Below are 17,754 nucleotides of genomic sequence, written 5' to 3'. Positions count from 1 at the left end.
AAGTTAAAAAAAAACCAAGTACATTGTCTGCACTTGGCTTTAAATTTACATTATTTAGTCTTTTAACAAGCTCGGCAATAACTCTGCCGGCATATTTTGATAACAGATAGGACGTCTAAAGCGGGTAATTGCTTCACTACCCACTGACGTTGTTCTGATATTAGTTGATGCTGGGAATGGACCACCATGGTTCATAGAAGCACACACTTCAACACCGGTAGGCATTTGATTATAAATCAAGCGACCCACTTTATGAGCAAGACTTAGGCTTAGCTCTTTCGATGTAGATAAGTCACTATCTAAGCCATGAATGCTCGCGGTTAAGTTACCTTTAAGTAAAGTAACAAACTGCATCATTTGTGCTTCATTATCACAACGTACAACTAAGGCGCTAAAACCAAATACTTCTTCTTGTAGTAATGGCGTTTTAGCAAATGTTGCTAAGTCTGTTGCAAACAAAGAGGCTGAACATTCTTGCTCGTTACCAGCTTGACCTGTAGCAAGTAAAGTAACACCGCTAAGTGATTTACGCTCTGCAACGGCATTATTATAACTTGCACACATTGCCGGAGTTAACATCACACCAGCAGCTTGCTGCGTTAATGCTTCGCTTGCTGAAGTAATAAAGGTTTGATAATTAGCACTGTCTTCACTACCTACCACAACCCAAACGCCAGGGCTGGTACAAAACTGTCCTTGGCCCATCATTAATGAAGCAACAAGACCTTGTGCGATTTCAGCGCCGTCTTGATCAACTTTATTAGGCATTATAAATTGCGGGTTAATGCTACCTAGCTCACCATAAAAAGGAATAGGTTCAGCACGTTGATGAATTTGCGCTTGTAAAATCATACCAACACGTTCAGATCCAGTAAAACCAACTGCTTTAACTGAAGGGTGAGTAACTATTTGTGTAGCTATAGCATAGTTTTTACCTTGAATAAGCGAAAACACACCGCGATCTAATTCACAGCTATCAATCGCTTTTAAAATAGCTCTTGCTACTAATTCAGCAGTCGCTGGATGAGCAGCATGCGCTTTCATCACAACAGGACAACCTGCAGCTAACGCAGAAGCAGTGTCGCCACCAGCAGTAGAGAAAGCTAATGGGAAGTTACTTGCCGCAAATACACCAACCACACCTAATGGTAAATAACCTAAACGTGTATCAGGTTTTGGTAATGGTTGACGCTCTGCGTTTGCTTGCTCAACAATACCTTGGTACTCACCTGCTTCTAATAAATCTGCAAATAAACCAAGCTGGCCAATTGTTCTGCCACGTTCACCTTGAATACGCATTGCTGGTAAACCTGTTTCACCGCAAGCGGTTTCAACAAGTTCATCACCTAAAGCAAGAATTTCAGCACCTATAGCACGTAAAAAAGTAGCGCGTTTGGCTGCGCTTAACTGGCTATAAGATGTGAAAGCGTCATTGGCACGTTCGATAGCTGTGTTTACTTCAAGATCAGTTGCATCAGCAAATTCAATATCAATAGTTTTGTGTGTTTGGGCATTAAATGCTTTAAAACCACCTTCAGTATTGCCTGACCATTCGCCAGCAATTAAATTCTGTCCTGTTATTGTCATTTCTTACTCACTTATGTTTCATGTGTTGCTCAGCGCCTTTAGCGAATAAAAGCACTGGATATAATATGTATCTAAACAAAGAAAAAATTTATCTTATGCTTTGTTATTTCTGTCTTATTTACGTTACTTAACGCTAAAACCAAAGGCATAAGGATCGTCGTCATCAATGGTAATACAGTTTTTACCAAATACTTTTGCCCAACCTTGAATGCTCGGCATAATTGCGGTAATGGTTTTACCAGAGGCATTAATCTCAACTACACCTTCAATCTTACCGGTAAATTGGCTACCAATATAACTCTCATGTACAAAGGTATCGCCTACACCTAATTCGCCTTTGGCAAATAACTGCGCCATTCTAGCGCTCGTTCCTGTACCACAAGGTGAGCGGTCAATGGCTTTATCACCATAAAATACCGCATTGGCGGCATCAGAGCCTTGGGTTTGCGGTACACCTGTCCACAAAACGTGACTGACACCATTAACACTGGCATCTTCTGGGTGAACGCAGTCAAGCGACTTGCTTGCTATTTCACGAACAATAGGGCTCCACAGCAATATTTCTGCGGCAGTCCACTGGTCAATACCAGGGAAATTGGTTTGCGGCTCAACAATAACGTAAAAATTACCGCCGTATGAAATATCAACGGTTAGTTGACCTAGACCGGGAATATCTAGGGTGATGTCTCGATGTGCTAGGTAAGCGGCGACATTAAATATTTTAACATTAGATACTTTGCCAGCCTCTTCTTGATACTCAATTATTATTTGCCCTGCAGGCACGTCAATAATAAGCTTGCCCGGGGTTTTCGGGGTAATCAGGCCACTTTCTAAACCCGCTGTAATAGTACCGATAGTGCCATGACCGCACATCGGCAAGCAGCCTGAGGTTTCAATAAATAAAATAGCTGCATCAGCATTATCACTACAAGGTGGATACAAAAATGCACCTGACATCATATCGTGACCGCGCGGTTCAAACATCAAACCTTTACGGATCCAATCAAAACGCTCGAGAAAATCAAGGCGCTTTTCACTCATGGTTTTACCCACTAAGTTAGGATGACCGCTGGTAACTAACCGAACCGGATTACCGCATGTATGTGCGTCAATACAAAAAAATGTGCCCTTAACCATAATATCCCCATGCTTAATATTTTATGTTTTGTTTTAACCGACTAAGGGGAAGCACGGGAATTAACTTCCTATGCTCCCCCCTTTAATCGCTAATAAAGCAATTAATCTAAGTTGAATTTACTTAAATAAATACGGTTAGCAACCGCTTCATTTTTCGTGATTAAATACCAATTATTTTTATGTACCTATTTACTAGTCTTTTAGTCTGTTTTGGTACCACAATTGATTTTGTTAAAACTATTACTAGTCAAGTTTAGGTATATTGTATACAATCCTAAGAATATGGCAAGTATAATTTATTTTTACTTTAAATACAGAAGTAATACCTAGCAATAATAACGACTTAGACCTCTAGTCATCACCAGGTGTAAATTAATGAATACAGCAACAAACAAACAACAGAATAAAAAACAGCAAACAGTTGCTGTTATTGGCGCCGGAATTATTGGTATAAATTGTGCCCTAGAATTGCAAAGCTTGGGCTATCAAGTCACTTTACTTGATAAAGAAGGCATAGGTTTGGGTTGCTCTAAAGGGAACGCCGGACATTTTGCTACAGAACAAGTGTTTCCTTTGGCTGAGTCATCATTATTATGGCAAATGCCAAAACTATTACTCGACCCGCTTGGGCCGGTTTCTTTATCGGCCAAACACTTTATTAAAGCCATTCCTTGGTTTATGCAGTTTTTTAATAATATGCGACCAAGTTTGCGCGACAAAAATACAGTGGCGATAAAAGCATTAAATAAAGATGCCATCAGTCACTATAATGCGGTATTAAAAGAGGCAAATATAGATCACCTCATTACCTTACAAGGTTCGCTGCTTGTTTTTGAAACGACCGATTACAATAAAGTTGATGCCATGTATCAGCATTATAAAAATGAAGGCGTTGCAGTAAAACTATTAGATAGAGCAGAAACTATTAAGCTTGAGCCAAACTTAAACGACAATATTAATTATTCATTATTTTTTACCGATGTAGCTCATACTGTTGACCCATTAGCGTTGAGTGTTGCCCTAAGCGAATTTGCCAAAAGTAAAGGCATGACTTTCCAGCAAAGTGTTGTTACTGAAATAACTCAAGCAGAGACTGGAGTTACCGTGCTGACAGATTTGGGTAGTTTAACCGTTGATCATTGTGTAGTTGCTTGTGGTGCTTGGTCAAAAGAATTATTAAAAGGCTTAAGCTATCATTTACCTATTGAAGCCGAACGCGGTTATAGCTTGAGCTTGCCTTTGCCCAATAACACAAACCCGACTCTTTCTCGACCAGTAGCTTCCGCTGAGCGTCGCTTTATCATAACTCCAATGGATAATACTTTAAGACTAGCGGGAACCGTAGAGTATGCTGGACTTAATGCGCCGGCAAACTATAAGCGCGCCGAGATGTTAAAAGATAATGCTGCCTTTATCTTAAAAACGCTTCCTGAACAGGAAACCGAACAAAAATCTGAGCAAGAATCTTGGATGGGTTGTCGCCCGTCATTACCTGACTCTTTACCTGTGATTTGCCAAGCGCCAAATCACGATAAAATATTTTTTGCTCTTGGCCATCAACACTTAGGTCTAACCCAAGGAGCTATTACCGGCAAACTAATTGGTCAATTAGTTACGAAGAAAAAGACAGAAATTGACGTTAGTCCTTTTTGTATTAGTCGCTTTAACAAGTATTAACTCAGGCAACTGCGACAGTAAAAATTGATTTATGGTGCGATAAGAAAACATTTAGGTGAAACTTTTCATGAATTAGCTAAACGTAAGGTGTCATTATCGAAGAGGGGCATCTAATGAAGGATCATGTTCACATGTGTATACCCAAACAACCTCAAGATGCAGGATTCAGCTGGAATTAGAAACGTCTTTAGGCAAGGCATTGATTGAAGATAATGGTTACTCCCTGGTCGAAATTAAGGGAATAACCATTAATAAAATACGCGCCTTGATTATGAATCTCTCAGCCGTCCTGAAACGAGTATCTTGAAGTAGCTTGGGTATATTAGTATTCCACCAAAATTTTCAGTTTCAAATGTTGTTGGTTATATATACCCATTACCATTCAAAGTGCTCGATTTCAGTGGGAATTAAAATGCCTTTAGGCAAGGAGAATAATTCAAGCATAGTCACCCTATGTTTTGATTATTTACCGCAGCATATAAGCCTTTAATCCTCGCCCTTCGGGAACAGATTGGCATCATGCTAAATGCACAAAATTTGTTTGATGTAGAATAACTATATCAACACATATTTTGCTTTTTCTCATTTCGCCAATGCCGTTCTAAGTGGTCACTTCTTTAGATGGATTGGTATAAATGATGAGTGCAGGGAGCAACTGAAGTTTGGCATGTAATACGCTTTGAGCGTTAACTTAAGCCTTTGAGGAGTAACTCAATAAGCCTCCGGCTTTGCCGGAGGAAATTTGTATGGTATAATGTATACAATATGGTTTTAGACAAAATTTAAATAAGAGGAAATATGATGGAAACAAATAATTCAGATTGGCGATATACGGTTATGCCGGCCGTGTTTACATGGCTAAAAGAGTCAGAATCCGGTGCCCTTGAAATTGACTTTGATACAACACAAAAACAGGCCGCTGGTGTTTTAAAAGCTCAGGGAAAGGGCGGAAGCAGAATGGGCGGACTTGTCGCTTCTGGTACTCTAGGAGAGAATAGCTACCTGAGCACCGAACAGCGTCTTTCTTTACTTAAATCCCTTTCTGAGGTTGCTAAAGAATACAATGTCCCGTTGATCAGTGGAGCTGTAGCAGAAACTAAAGAAGAGCTTGCTAAAATCATTGCAGGACTCGCAACGGTTGGAGTGGATACAGTCATGGTGATGCCGCCAAAAACTAAGGCGGTTCCTTCTGATGAAGAAATGTATGCGTACTATGAGCTTGCTGCAATAGCGGCAAAAGAGGCAGGCGTAACAATTATGCCTTATAACAACCCTGATGCTGCCGGATATCATGCAATTTCAACAGATATTCTTAGAAGACTTGCTGCTTTACCTGAAGTAACCGCTCTTAAAATATCGACTACAGATGTTTCAACTATTGAAACGCTGATGTTAGAGAACAAAGATTTAAAAATATTGGCTGGTGTTGACACTGTAACTGTACATGCAGGACTTGCTGGAGCATGCGGCGGGATTACAGGTGTAGGTACTATCTTCCCAAAAGCTAGTGTTACTATGCAGGAGCATGTTTTAAAAGGCGAGTGGGCTGAGGCAAACAAAATTTCTCAAGCTATGAATTCTATATCATATCTTGATGCTCAACCGTTGCTTATGGAATACCTTAAGTTTGCTATGGGAATTCATCATAATGATGCTGATGGAGGGCTTCGTACCCTTGGTAAGAAATTAACTCAACAGCAAATTGATGATGTCCGCGCAAGATATAGTCTAGCAAAAGAAAGGCTTGAAATTCTGGATTTATTAGACTAATCCTTTCAAATATTCAAAAAGATAAAGCCTCGTTTTTACGGGGCTTTTTGTGTCCGTCTCCGGATTGGCATCGAGTTTTTAGATCCCAAGGTAGCAATGATTCTATGTCAGGCTGGGTTGACTGGGTTCTTCTAAACATTTGACCAGGTAGTGTTAAATTCTCAGTCACATAAGTAGCTCAGAGTGATTTCGGTGTTACGATTAAAACGGAGCAAGAAAGCTTAACTTTTGATCATTGTGTTATTGCTTGTGGGGCTTGGTCAAAAAAGTTATTCAAGGGCCTTAACTATCATCTACCTATTGAAGCCGAGCATGGGTATAGCTTGAGTTACCTATTAACGAACAAGATACACCCTATTATCTCGCCCCGTAGTTTCCGCTGAACGCAGCTTTATCATTACTCCGATGGAGAAAACCTTAAGGTTAGCAGATACGGTTGAATATGCCGGCCTGAACGCACCGGAAAATTATAAACGCGCTGAGGTGTTAAAAGATAATGCCGCCTTTATTTTAAAGACGCTTCCTAAACAGGAAAGCGAACAAAAACCTGAGCAAGAATCTTGGATAGGCTGTCGTCCATCATTACCAGACTCTTTACCTGTTATTTGCCAAGTACCAAACCATGACAAAGTATGCTTTGCCCTTGGTCATCAACATTTAGGCTTAACGCAAGGTGCTAATACGGGCAAACTTATTGACCAGCTAGTGACTAAGCAAGCAACCGAAATCGACGTAAGCGCTTTTTGCATAAGTAGCTTTAACTTTACACTCTTACATTACAAATGTGTGCTTAAAAGTTACTGAAGTCGTCTTAGCTTACTTAATTATTTCTGATATAGTCGGTTGATGTATTGCCTATTTCATATCATAAGGATAATTATATGACCGCTACAACTGTTGATTTAGAGAAGTATAAAAATGATGGCTGGGGACTTTCTTTTAAAGCCTTGACGGGGTTAATAGAGGCAATGGATTCTTTACCAGAAGTCAAAGCTATTGAGTTCGGCTCTGGGTTTTCCACTGAATTCTTACTGGATTATGCTAATGTTAGTAACAAAGACATGAGTATTGATTCTTTTGACAATGACAAAAAATACAAACACAAAGATGCTGTACTTGCCCCGCTAATTCAGTGTAATGACAAGAATTACCGAAAGATGTTTGAGCAAGGGGAAATTGATTGGAGTTTATTCAAGAAGCGTTGGTGGAAACCTAAAACCAGACAAAAAAACTGTTTTTACGATATTTCTGCTTTTAATTTTAAAGACAACTATAACCTTGCTATTATTGATGGTCCACATGGCAATGGACGTAATTTTGCCTACTTGTTATTAAAAAACAAAATGAAATCCGGCTACCTATTTATTGATGATTTTAATCATTATGACTTTGTTGAAACCGCCTCAAAGTTATTTGATTTAGAAGAAATCACAAGAGTAGAAGCACCTAAGGATAACTTTATTCTTTTAAAGATAATAAATAAAACATAAATATGACACCATACTTTTATTAGATAGTTAACGCAAAGAAACTAAATTTCATTCTGCGTTAACTTGCTTAATACAATAACTCCCCCAATCAAGCAGTCGCTGTTGCCCTTCTATTTTTGAATTATCTGTAATATATTGCGACATTTCACTAATACCTTTGTAGCTATCGTCTTTATCTCTAATGACAAAATAGCGAATATGAATTTATTAGTCGTTAGAATTTAACCAGAATTGAAGGGGTTAAATAAAACTGACAACTGATATTAGGCAACAAAACTGTCGTTAGCGGTTGCTTCACTAATGACCGTTATTACATCATCCTTATAATTTATTTTCAGTAACAATAATGAGGGGATTAAAATTACCTTTAGAAAGTAATTTTTTGATTTTCTCTGTTTTATAGATTTTTAATAACCCTGCTAGCCCAGCCGCCCCAGATGGTGTTGTTAAAATATTATTTTCTTGGAGGATACAAGTTGCATCTAGTGACTGTTTATCACTGATGGTTATGTAATCAACTTTAGCACTTTCCAAAGTATTAAAGGCGACTAATGAAGGTGCTTTGCAATCAAGTCTTCCCATAATTGATACATCCCCTTCTACAGTCGTTAACCCCCCGTTTTGATGACTCGTTTGCAAACAAGGTGCTAATTCGGATTCAACGATAATAATTTCTGGTTGCTGTTTCCAGTACTCTCTGATCATATAGGCCATTGAGGCTGCGAGCCCGCCAACCCCTGCTTGTATAAAAACATGTGTTGGCCATTTTTTTAATTGAGTAAACTGCTCACACAGCTCACTTGCTATAACCGTATAACCTTCCATAACTAGCGAAGGAGGATAGGTATAGCCTTGCCAAGATCCATCAGCTAGTAGAACACCATTGCCATTTTTAGTCTCATTATTTGCCGCCTTCACACTTTCTTCATATGTTTTCCCTGATCGAACAACAACAGCTAAATTTTCAAGTAATCGCTTTTCAAACTCTTCAGGAACCTGCTCTGACAAATGGATCTTTGCTTTTGCCCCAAAGATTTTTGCCCCACTAGCAACAGCGAGACCATGGTTACCAGCACTAGCACAGATAAAAGTTGTCGCGCTGGAAAAGTTTTTGAAATCACTACTCGAGTATTGTTCAAGGGTTAATTTTGTCCCCGTTTCGGCTAACCATTTATTTGCTAATAACGTTGCTACAGCATAAATACCACCCAATGCTTTAAAAGAGCCTAAGCCCATTCTATGGCTCTCGTCTTTAATTAGAAGATCTAACTCAGCAATCGTTTGTATATCTATAAGAGGAGATACCTTATACATTGGGCAAGCGCTTAATAAGTCCAGGGGCTTAGTATAATTAGGTTTAAATTCAGTCATCATGCCGCCTATATTGTGAGTTATTTTAGAAAACGTTGGGCTTAGCTCAACTTTATTGGCTATTAACCTTTCCCTTTATCGTTACTGAAGACAAAGGTGCAGCGCAGCAAAGATAAGCCCAATTTTTAGGTGCTGGAGAAACGGGGGGAATAAGGTTTTCAATATCCCCTTCAATACGATAAAGACATGAACGACAAGCGCCACTTCGGCAGTTAGCCGAAATAGAAATTCCACTTTGCTCTACCGCGTTAAGCAAAGTGCCATGTTCAGGCTTCCAAAGAAGGTTTGATATTTCCCCAGATGCATGTACAAAACTGATTGGGCTGGTCTCTGATAACGATGGCTCTTTATTGGCAGGCTTGTTATACATACCTGCTGAAAAAGATTTCGGAGAATAAAATACATCTTCATGTATATCGTCATTGCTAACGCCTTTATGGTTAAGTGAGTCACGCATAGATTTACTAAAGCTTGCTGGACCACATAGAAATACTTGAATATTATCTAACGTTAGATTTTTTGTTATGTTTGATACGTTTATACGACCATTTTTTTTATCTTTAGTTTGTCTTAAACCCTGCTCCTGAGTAACATAAAGAAATGGCGTAACTGTTTCTAACAGGCAAGTATCTTCTAAAATCTCTTGCCATAGAGCAGAGTCTTTTTTGTATCGTACACTGTACGCTATATTGACTGTTGATGAGTAGTTAGACTTTTTTAACCTTGCTATTATTGATGTTGCCACCGTAATACCAATGCCAGCGGTGATAATAAGTAATTCTTTGTGTGGCTTTATATCTGGACGCCAAGTCATAGCAGGGTCTACAAATGGGCCACTAGCCAAAAGAGTATCACCTACTTGTAACATTGAGTGAATCCATGGCGAAAACTGCGCCTCTCCGCTTTCTTTTTTAATGCTAAGTCGTAAAGTCCCATCACTGATATTGCTCTTTGAAATAGTATATGACCGTGTTATCGGTCCATAATCGCCTTGTATATGTAGTCGTAAATAGCTTGCCGGAACGATATCACCAATCACATTAGCTAATGGATCTTTAAACCAAAAACTTTCAACGTTGTGACTTTCTTTAACTCTTTTAACTAACTGCATAAAACGAGGCCATTGCTCTGGAGATGGAGCAGTACTTGTCCTTGAACCATCTTCTATAGCATTTTTCGCGGGAGATACTACATAAATGTTATCGTTTTTTTCTATTACTCCTGCCCTCACTACTCGCGCATACACACCGCAATAAACATGACCATATTGACTAGATAATAGGTGTGGAATATTAGTGTCTGACACGCCAGTCGCTGGATTCACTGATGTCGATTTACAGCGTTCTATTGGTCTTAAAACCTCTAATTCAACACTCCCAATAGAAACTCTATGGCCAACTAGAGCAAACTCAGACCAAGGTTCTTTTGTCTCAATTAATAAATTTCCGCGATACCGTTGAGGATCAAAATCAATGCCTGCAGTTTTGGCTATTGCTTTAACGGTACTGATATTAATAATAGAAATATGCGCATCTTTATGATCCCAATATGCAGTACTATCATTTGATTTTGATAAGCCCATATCGTTATGAGAAAACCATGAGGATAGCTGTTCGGTGTGATTTTTATATTTTTTTATGGCTATTCTTTCTCCGTTAGGATGCCTTAAATAAAGAGAGTTCTTACAATGCTCAACGTTATATAACGGTAAATCTTCATGTTGAGTCATCCTGACAAATGTCTGACAGGCTTGCCAGTCGTGAGCTGAATCTTGGGGGGTTGAGCCATTTCGAATCGCCCAACGTCTATCATGAGCAATACCATGATTTTTTTTTAGCTTTATTTGAACTATCTCTTCACCACAAAACCCTTTGATTGGGTAACGCATGATGCGCAATAGCTTGCCCACTAGGTTTTTCATAAATATCTTCCTGTGCTAATTACCATCAGTTATGTCCATAAATTATCGTATGCTATATATCTCTTGAGATAGCGTAGTTAAGTAGTTTATATTCAATGAGTGATCTTTATCTGGCATTATTGAGGTTTTTATGAGTATTATTTTTCATTTTTGTAATAAATATGACAGGATCTGATTATGGACATAACAATAGATAAATTAGATCGCATAATCCTTGCCCATTTACAAGGTAATGCTCGGCTAAGCCTTGAGGCGTTAGCAGATGCTTGTGGATTATCATCAGCATCGGTACAACGTAGAATAAAACGTTTACGTGAGGCTAATATCATTGAGAACGAAGTCGCTATTTTGAATCCAAGCGCATTGGGCCAAAACATGACCTTTATTGTGATGGTTGAATTGGAGCGTGAACGTATTGATCAGCTGGATGCTTTTCGCCGAATTGTTAGGAAAGAGGTACAAGTACAGCAGTGTTATTACGTTACTGGTGAAGCTGATTTTACTTTAATTTGTACAGCACAAGATATGCTTGATTTTGAAGAACTTACTAGACGTTTATTTTTTGAAAACACGAATGTTAGACGCTTTAGAACATCGGTTGTGATGGAGCGTACTAAAGTGGGACTAACCATAACAACTGAAGAAAGAATAAGTTAAGGCTATTTAGATGATACTCACTAGACCCTATATTTTGTATTTCTTAGTTACGTTTCACATTATGACTCATTACTGAACCAAGTTATACTAAACCAAACTAGGCCGCTTTAGATTCAAACCGGCCCTACATTAGATAATTAAGCTTTCCTAAATTTAATCTTTAAACTTAGAGAATCAAAACTCAAAATTGATTAAAAATACCGAAACCGGACATTCAATTATAAAAACGTTTTAACTCAATAACGTAGAGTATTATCTTACTTTGAAAGCCAACCATTCAATTCATCGGCGTAAGGTTGAATATCACCTATATGCTCTTTAACCCAATTTTCGTCATAATATGAGTCTAAATAACGTTCTCCACTATCACACAGCAAGGTCACTATTGAGCCAGGCTCTTTATTAGCCTCCATCTCTTTGGCTAGGCACAATGCCCCCCATATATTTGTACCTGTTGAGGGACCTGCTTTTTTACCAATTATTTTTTCTAGCCATAACATTGTTGCTACGCTTGCTGCATCAGGTACTTGCATCATTTCATCTATAACATTGGGTTGGAAAGAATGCTCAACTTTAGGTCTGCCGATTCCTTCAATACGGCTTGATTTGTTGTTTGTCAGTGTACGGTCGGCTGAATTAAAGCTATCAAAGAAAACCGAGTTCTCAGGGTCTACTACCAAAAGTTTTGTATCAAAGCCTCGATAAAGGATATATCGCCCTAAGGTAGCGGACGTACCACCAGTACCTGCACTCATCACAATGGCGCTTGGTATAGGGTAAGGCTCTTTTTCCATTTGAGCATAAATACTTTCGGCAATATTGTTATTGCCACGCCAATCTGTCGCTCGCTCGGCATAGGTAAATTGATCCATAAAGTAGCCGTCAATTTCAGTTGCCAGTTTTGTCGCAGCGTCGTGCATCTTTGGCGCAGAATCAACAAAATGACACTTTCCACCATAAAACTCGATTTTATTTATTTTACTCTTCGCTGTTGATTTAGGCACAACAGCAATAAAGGGCACGCCAATCATTTGTGCAAAATATGCTTCAGATACCGCGGTACTGCCAGAGGATGCCTCGACAATAGTGGTACCCTCTTTAATTCTACCGTTACACAGAGCATATAAAAAAAGTGAACGAGCCAAGCGGTGCTTAAGGCTACCAGTAGGGTGAGTACTTTCATCCTTAAGGTATAAATGGATAGAGGGAATTTTAGGGATATCTATTTTTAAGAGGTGAGTATCTGCTGAACGATTATAGTCAGCTTCAATTTTTTGCACACTATGTTTTACCCATTTATTCATAAGATATTCTCTTGGCTGTTAAAGATAAAAGTAATTACTTTTCGGTAGCTATAGATTTCAGTTTATAAGCCTTCCTAAACTAATCCCCTTGTTATTTTAGTCTTTTTTTCGATTAAAATAGCGATTCATGGGCTATAAGACTTGTTGATTTATTTTACACTGACAAATCACTTTTCCAGCTTCAATCCTTGCTCTCACTTTAATATCTTTTAAATCGTAGCACTAGTTGCTGCTAGCTAAAAGGTAATATTTATTAAAACCATTGTTAGCCAAACACTTAACCTGAACTCTGGGTAATGAGTGCTTGGTGTTTAAGTAAAACAACAACCTACGGTTATTAAGAATAAAATTTACCTGATTAAATAGCGATATACTCTATCAATGTTTCAATTGATTCGATTGATTCGATTATCAAGGTAAAACGTTTATGAATAACGGGTTATTTATCGACGTTTTAACGCTGAGAATTGGATAAAGGGGAATATTGAGCAAATGCTGCTTATCCAGAGTTCAGATTACTTAATAAGTAATGCAATTTTAATAGGATAATTATTTATTTCAACACTGTATTTTTCGGCTTAAGCTTTTGAAGTTAGAGAATAAATACGGCGTCAAAATTAGGTAGCGTAACAACCTCACCGGCAATCAAGTTATCAATATGGATATTGCCAATCCGAACTCTTACTAGTCGTAATGTGGCAAAGCCCACAGCTGCCGTCATTTTTCTGATCTGACGATTTTTCCCTTCAGACAGAGTGATAGAGATCCAGCTAGTAGGGCCATGTTTCGGATCGCGGATTTTACGGCCACGAGTGGGCAGTTCAGGCTCACCGTCTAACTTAAACGTTTTACAGGGCAAGGTTAGATATTTATTGCCATTGATACCTATCTCAACACCATTTTTCAGCTGTGACATTGCAGTCGCAGTGATCACTCCATCAACTTGCACGTAGTACTCTTTCTCTATACTTTTATCTCTGACTTTATAGCTCATCATACCGTCGGTTGTCAGTAATAATAAACCTTCGGAGTCGTGATCTAAACGGCCAATCGCCATCGTTTTATCAGGGAAATTAAATAGCTCGCCTAGGAGTCGCTTTTTCTTTCGTGATTCTGGTAAAAACTGACTTAAAAAACCATATGGCTTAAATATTTTGAAGTGCTGGTGATTTGGCCTTGGCTCAGCGAGTGCTGTTAAACTGATTTGGTTAGTGATTGGCATTAAAAATAGCCTTGAACGTACAGTCTGAGTGGTATCACATTATATACAGATTCAACTTAAAGATGCAGTTTAAGAGTTAAACTAGGAAATCACTCAAAAACAAATAAGCAATAAAGCCCAACCAACTTAGCCCTAACAAAAGCCAAGGTAGGTTATTAGAGTGGTTACTTGCTGTTGGTTCATTATCTCCTGCTAACTCTTGGGCAGTACGCTGCTTTCTTTTCACCTGCTGTTTACGGTCTTTATCTCGCTCACGAGACTTCTTACTCTGCTGCTTTTTATACTCACTGATGCCCTTTTCAATACCTTGAGCAATGAGTTTGGTTTGTTCTTTGTTTTGACCTTTTTTTTGAGTAGCTTTAGCCATCTTCAGTGCTTGCTCTTGCGTTTCTTTTGATACTTTTAATTCTTTGGATGTTTTTGTATTCATAGCTAAATTCTCTATCTTAATTGACTCGGCCAAATAATTGTTAAAATGTGCCACTAAAGTTCAAACCATAATGTCCACCGCCAGCGGTAGGTGAAATGGTAATACCAGAGTAAGGCTCAGTAAAATATAGCCCTGAAATAATACCTATAGCGGCACCAGCGAGTACATCTTCAATAAAATGTTTATCGCTTTCTACTCGGCTGTATCCAACAAAGGTGGCAGCTATGTAAGCAGGCACACCCCATTTCCAACCATAACGTTGTTGCATAAAGGTAGCCGCGGCAAAACTGTCTGCAGTATGACCAGAAGGAAATGAATCATCTCCAGAGTCATCGGGGCGGTCTTTATCTATTCCGTACTTTAACCCTTCAACCGCCACACGAGATACTACACCAGTTTTGATTAACTGCCAGCTACCTTGATAATCATCTTCGACAATAAGCGTTGTACCTAAAGCTGCAGCAGGTAAAAGTAAATGGATAATATCACCTGACTTTTCTAAATTCGACTTTGCCAGTGTCGGGGCTGAATTAATAAGTAAGATGCTGAGTAAAAGGATAAATGATAGTGCTTTCATCAAGCTACTCCATAAAATAACAAATCGTGGCCGTCTTTATACCTAGCAAAACCTATAATTGCAAAGTAGTTCTGACTGATAACAATATTTATAAAAGGACTTTTGTTGATAATAAAGTTGTTTTAGTAGCCTTAAGGTAGACGTTTGTAAAGTTGCAGTGACAATGTCTTCGTCTATTAAACACTACCGTTAAACGTATCTTGGTTGACATTTTTTTTACATGCTTGAAAATGAATGGGTTAAGAATACTAAAGTAAATCGATAAATATGTGCTGACAAATAAAGAGTACATACCACAACAGTTATAAAGCAGTCGATATCACCATAACTTACAAAAATAAAACTGAAACCCTAACTGCTTGTTTTAACTAAATCCGATTAACTACAACCAATTAACTTTAAAGAGAACAAATTCATGAAAAAATCTTTGATAGCCATTGCCTTGGCAGCTACCTTTCTTGGTGGTTGTGGCATGTTTGAAGCGAGTAATGACAGCAATAAAAGTCTTGTCGCTAGTACAGCAGAGCTAGGTAGCTTTGGTGTTGATTTATCGGCTCGTAATGAAGTAATAAAACCAGGTGATGACTTCTTTATGTATGCCAGCGGTACTTGGTATGACAATTTTGTTATGCCTTCAGACAAAACTCGTTATGGTGCTTTTACTGGTTTAGCTGAACGTAGTGAGACACAAGTAAAAGAAATCATTGATGATATTACTAGCCGTACTGACCTGAGTACTGATGAGCAATTAGTTGCTGATTTTTATCAGGCTTATATGGATACCCAAACCGTTAACAAATTAGGTATCAGTCCGATTCAAGCGACTTTAGAGCAAATTAGTGCAGTTAAAAATACCAAAGATTTAACCAAGGTATTTGGCGAAGCATGGTTAACAGGTACTGAGTCTCCAATTGGTGGTTACATGTGGTTTAATCGTTTAGACCCGAACCAATATGAAATGTCTCTTGGTGCCGGTGGCCTAGGCCTTCCTGATCGTTCATATTACTTAGAAGAAAGTGAACGCTTTGAAAAGACACGTAATGCTTATGTAGCACACATTGCTACCATGCTAGCTTTTGCCGGTGTTGAAAATGGTCAAAAACGTGCTGAGCAAGTTTTAGCACTAGAAACAAAAATAGCACAAGGACATTGGCCTCGTGAGAAACGTCGTAATCGCGACTTAACTTTAAATCAAGTGAAGCGTGCTGACTTAGCCAAACAATACCCTGACTTTGACTGGGATACATACTTCGCACAATCTGGCTATAAAGTACCACAATTAAATATTTCTCAGCCTGAGCCTGTTAAAGCAATGATCGCCTTAATCAACTCAGAGTCTTTAGCGGTTTGGCAAGACTATCTAACTTTCCATACTGTGAGCGGTAATGCAGATTTACTGTCTGAAGACATTTATGCTGCTAATTTTGCATTTTACGGTAAAGAGTTGAATGGTCAACAAGAGCCTCGTCCTCGTTGGAAACGTGCTATTGGTGAAATGTCTGATACCGAATCATTAGGTTTTGCCATTGGCAAAGTGTATGTCGAACGCTACTTCCCTGAAAGCTCCAAAACACAAATGGCGCAACTGGTTGAAAATCTACGCACCGCACTTGGCCAACGAATCGACGGCCTAGATTGGATGGGTGAAGAAACTAAAGTTAACGCCCACGCTAAACTGGCTGCATTTAACCCTAAAATTGGTTACCCAGATGTATGGCAAGAATTCGACGGTGTAACGATTTCTAAAATTGATCTTGTCGGTAACATTAAAAACCTTCGTCAATTTTTTCAAGCCGATAGCGTTGCCCAAGAGTTACAGAAAACAGACCGTAATCGTTGGGGTATGACACCACAGCGTGTAAATGCCTACTACAACAGCTCATTTAATGAGATTGTTTTCCCTGCGGCAATTTTACAACCACCATTTTTTGATCCTAATGCCGATGCAGCCGTTAACTATGGCGCAATAGGTGCGGTAATTGGTCATGAAATGGGCCATGGTTTTGATGATCAAGGTTCAAAGTCTGATGCCAATGGTATTCAACGTAATTGGTGGACTGATGAAGACAGAGATGCCTTTGATGCCAAAGCGGATCAATTAGTCGCACAATATAATAAGTATGAACCGATTCCAGATAACTTCGTAAACGGCCGTAATAGCTTAGGCGAAAACATCGGTGATGTTGGTGGTTTAGCAATGGCATATCACGCTTACAAGCTCAGTTTAAACGGTAAAGAAGCGCCAGTTATCAACGGCGTTACTGGCGACCAACGTTTCTTCTTAGCTTGGGCACAAGTGTGGAAAGAAAAGCGCACTGAAAAGAGTATGTTAAACCAGCTACGTAGTGGTACACATGCGCCAGGACGTTTCCGCGCTCAAGCACCACGTAACCATGATGCTTGGTATAAAGCCTTTGACGTAAAACCTGGTGATGCACTTTATTTACCAGAAGATGAACGTGTTCGTATCTGGTAAAGATAAAATGAGCTGAGTATTTCAAATGGCTCAGCTTATCCTTTATTGACTCCTTGAATCGATACTATTAATCGATAAGGAACAGCAAAATATAAAAATGCCAGTTGGGATAACCAACTGGCATTTTTGTTGCCA

At 38.9% G+C, this 17,754-nt stretch carries 14 protein-coding genes; 6 read left to right on the top strand and 8 right to left on the bottom strand.

Annotation, left to right across the window (positions count from 1 at the left end):
• Window positions 1–54: 54 nt before the first annotated feature.
• Both GAB14E_RS19595 and GAB14E_RS19600 read right to left on the bottom strand, forming a co-directional pair.
• Window positions 55–1,587 carry an aldehyde dehydrogenase (NADP(+)) gene (locus GAB14E_RS19595; protein ID WP_033080730.1) on the bottom strand — a complete coding sequence of 511 codons (1,533 nt, stop codon included), beginning with the start codon at window positions 1,585–1,587 and terminating at the stop codon, window positions 55–57.
• Between the two features lie 123 nt (window positions 1,588–1,710).
• A complete protein-coding gene (locus GAB14E_RS19600) occupies window positions 1,711–2,724 on the bottom strand; it encodes a 4-hydroxyproline epimerase (protein ID WP_033080729.1) in 1,014 nt (337 codons plus the stop codon).
• Between the two features lie 375 nt (window positions 2,725–3,099).
• Between GAB14E_RS19600 and GAB14E_RS19605 the strand changes: the two genes are divergently transcribed.
• The 4 genes from GAB14E_RS19605 to GAB14E_RS19615 all read left to right on the top strand — a co-directional run bounded on the left by GAB14E_RS19605 (window position 3,100) and on the right by GAB14E_RS19615 (window position 7,661).
• Window positions 3,100–4,401 carry an NAD(P)/FAD-dependent oxidoreductase gene (locus tag GAB14E_RS19605; protein ID WP_033080728.1) on the top strand — a complete coding sequence of 434 codons (1,302 nt, stop codon included), beginning with the start codon at window positions 3,100–3,102 and terminating at the stop codon, window positions 4,399–4,401.
• Between the two features lie 801 nt (window positions 4,402–5,202).
• On the top strand, window positions 5,203–6,171 hold the full coding sequence (locus GAB14E_RS19610; RefSeq protein ID WP_033080727.1) for a dihydrodipicolinate synthase family protein: 969 nt from the start codon (window positions 5,203–5,205) through the stop codon (window positions 6,169–6,171).
• Window positions 6,172–6,576: 405 nt separating this feature from the next.
• Window positions 6,577–6,975, top strand: coding sequence for an NAD(P)/FAD-dependent oxidoreductase (locus tag GAB14E_RS23865; RefSeq protein ID WP_052093433.1), 399 nt, complete (start codon window positions 6,577–6,579; stop codon window positions 6,973–6,975).
• Window positions 6,976–7,052: 77 nt separating this feature from the next.
• The gene (locus GAB14E_RS19615; RefSeq protein ID WP_033080726.1) at window positions 7,053–7,661 is read left to right on the top strand and encodes a hypothetical protein; all 609 of its coding nucleotides are present in this window, start codon (window positions 7,053–7,055) and stop codon (window positions 7,659–7,661) included.
• Window positions 7,662–7,982: 321 nt separating this feature from the next.
• Here the strand turns inward: GAB14E_RS19615 and GAB14E_RS19620 are convergent, their stop codons facing one another.
• On the bottom strand, window positions 7,983–9,032 hold the full coding sequence (locus tag GAB14E_RS19620; RefSeq protein ID WP_269429095.1) for a diaminopropionate ammonia-lyase: 1,050 nt from the start codon (window positions 9,030–9,032) through the stop codon (window positions 7,983–7,985).
• Window positions 9,033–9,084: 52 nt separating this feature from the next.
• Window positions 9,085–10,953, bottom strand: a complete 1,869-nt coding sequence (locus GAB14E_RS19625) for an MOSC domain-containing protein (protein ID WP_033080724.1) — start codon at window positions 10,951–10,953, stop codon at window positions 9,085–9,087.
• A gap of 177 nt (window positions 10,954–11,130) precedes the next feature.
• Here GAB14E_RS19625 and GAB14E_RS19630 point away from each other — a divergent pair, with 177 nt between their 5' ends.
• Window positions 11,131–11,610, top strand: a complete 480-nt coding sequence (locus GAB14E_RS19630; RefSeq protein WP_033080723.1) for an Lrp/AsnC family transcriptional regulator — start codon at window positions 11,131–11,133, stop codon at window positions 11,608–11,610.
• A 257-nt stretch (window positions 11,611–11,867) separates the two neighbouring features.
• Here the strand turns inward: GAB14E_RS19630 and GAB14E_RS19635 are convergent, their stop codons facing one another.
• The 4 genes from GAB14E_RS19635 to GAB14E_RS19650 all read right to left on the bottom strand — a co-directional run bounded on the left by GAB14E_RS19635 (window position 11,868) and on the right by GAB14E_RS19650 (window position 15,143).
• A complete protein-coding gene (locus tag GAB14E_RS19635) occupies window positions 11,868–12,914 on the bottom strand; it encodes a PLP-dependent cysteine synthase family protein (protein WP_033080722.1) in 1,047 nt (348 codons plus the stop codon).
• A 592-nt stretch (window positions 12,915–13,506) separates the two neighbouring features.
• Window positions 13,507–14,136 (bottom strand): pseudouridine synthase, encoded by a 630-nt coding sequence (locus GAB14E_RS19640; protein WP_033080721.1) that lies wholly within the window; start codon window positions 14,134–14,136, stop codon window positions 13,507–13,509.
• 76 nt (window positions 14,137–14,212) lie between these two features.
• Window positions 14,213–14,566 (bottom strand): DUF2956 family protein, encoded by a 354-nt coding sequence (locus tag GAB14E_RS19645; RefSeq protein ID WP_033080885.1) that lies wholly within the window; start codon window positions 14,564–14,566, stop codon window positions 14,213–14,215.
• 40 nt (window positions 14,567–14,606) lie between these two features.
• Window positions 14,607–15,143, bottom strand: coding sequence for a phosphatase PAP2 family protein (locus GAB14E_RS19650; protein WP_033080720.1), 537 nt, complete (start codon window positions 15,141–15,143; stop codon window positions 14,607–14,609).
• 472 nt (window positions 15,144–15,615) lie between these two features.
• Between GAB14E_RS19650 and GAB14E_RS19655 the strand changes: the two genes are divergently transcribed.
• Window positions 15,616–17,619, top strand: a complete 2,004-nt coding sequence (locus tag GAB14E_RS19655; protein WP_414734053.1) for a M13 family metallopeptidase — start codon at window positions 15,616–15,618, stop codon at window positions 17,617–17,619.
• The last annotated feature ends 135 nt before the right edge of the window (window positions 17,620–17,754 follow it).

Origin of the sequence: Colwellia psychrerythraea, from assembly GCF_000764185.1 — a bacterium.
Lineage (GTDB): Bacteria > Pseudomonadota > Gammaproteobacteria > Enterobacterales > Alteromonadaceae > Colwellia > Colwellia psychrerythraea_B.
Note: the sequence above shows the minus strand (reverse complement) of the source record. Positions and strands in the feature narration are given on the sequence as shown.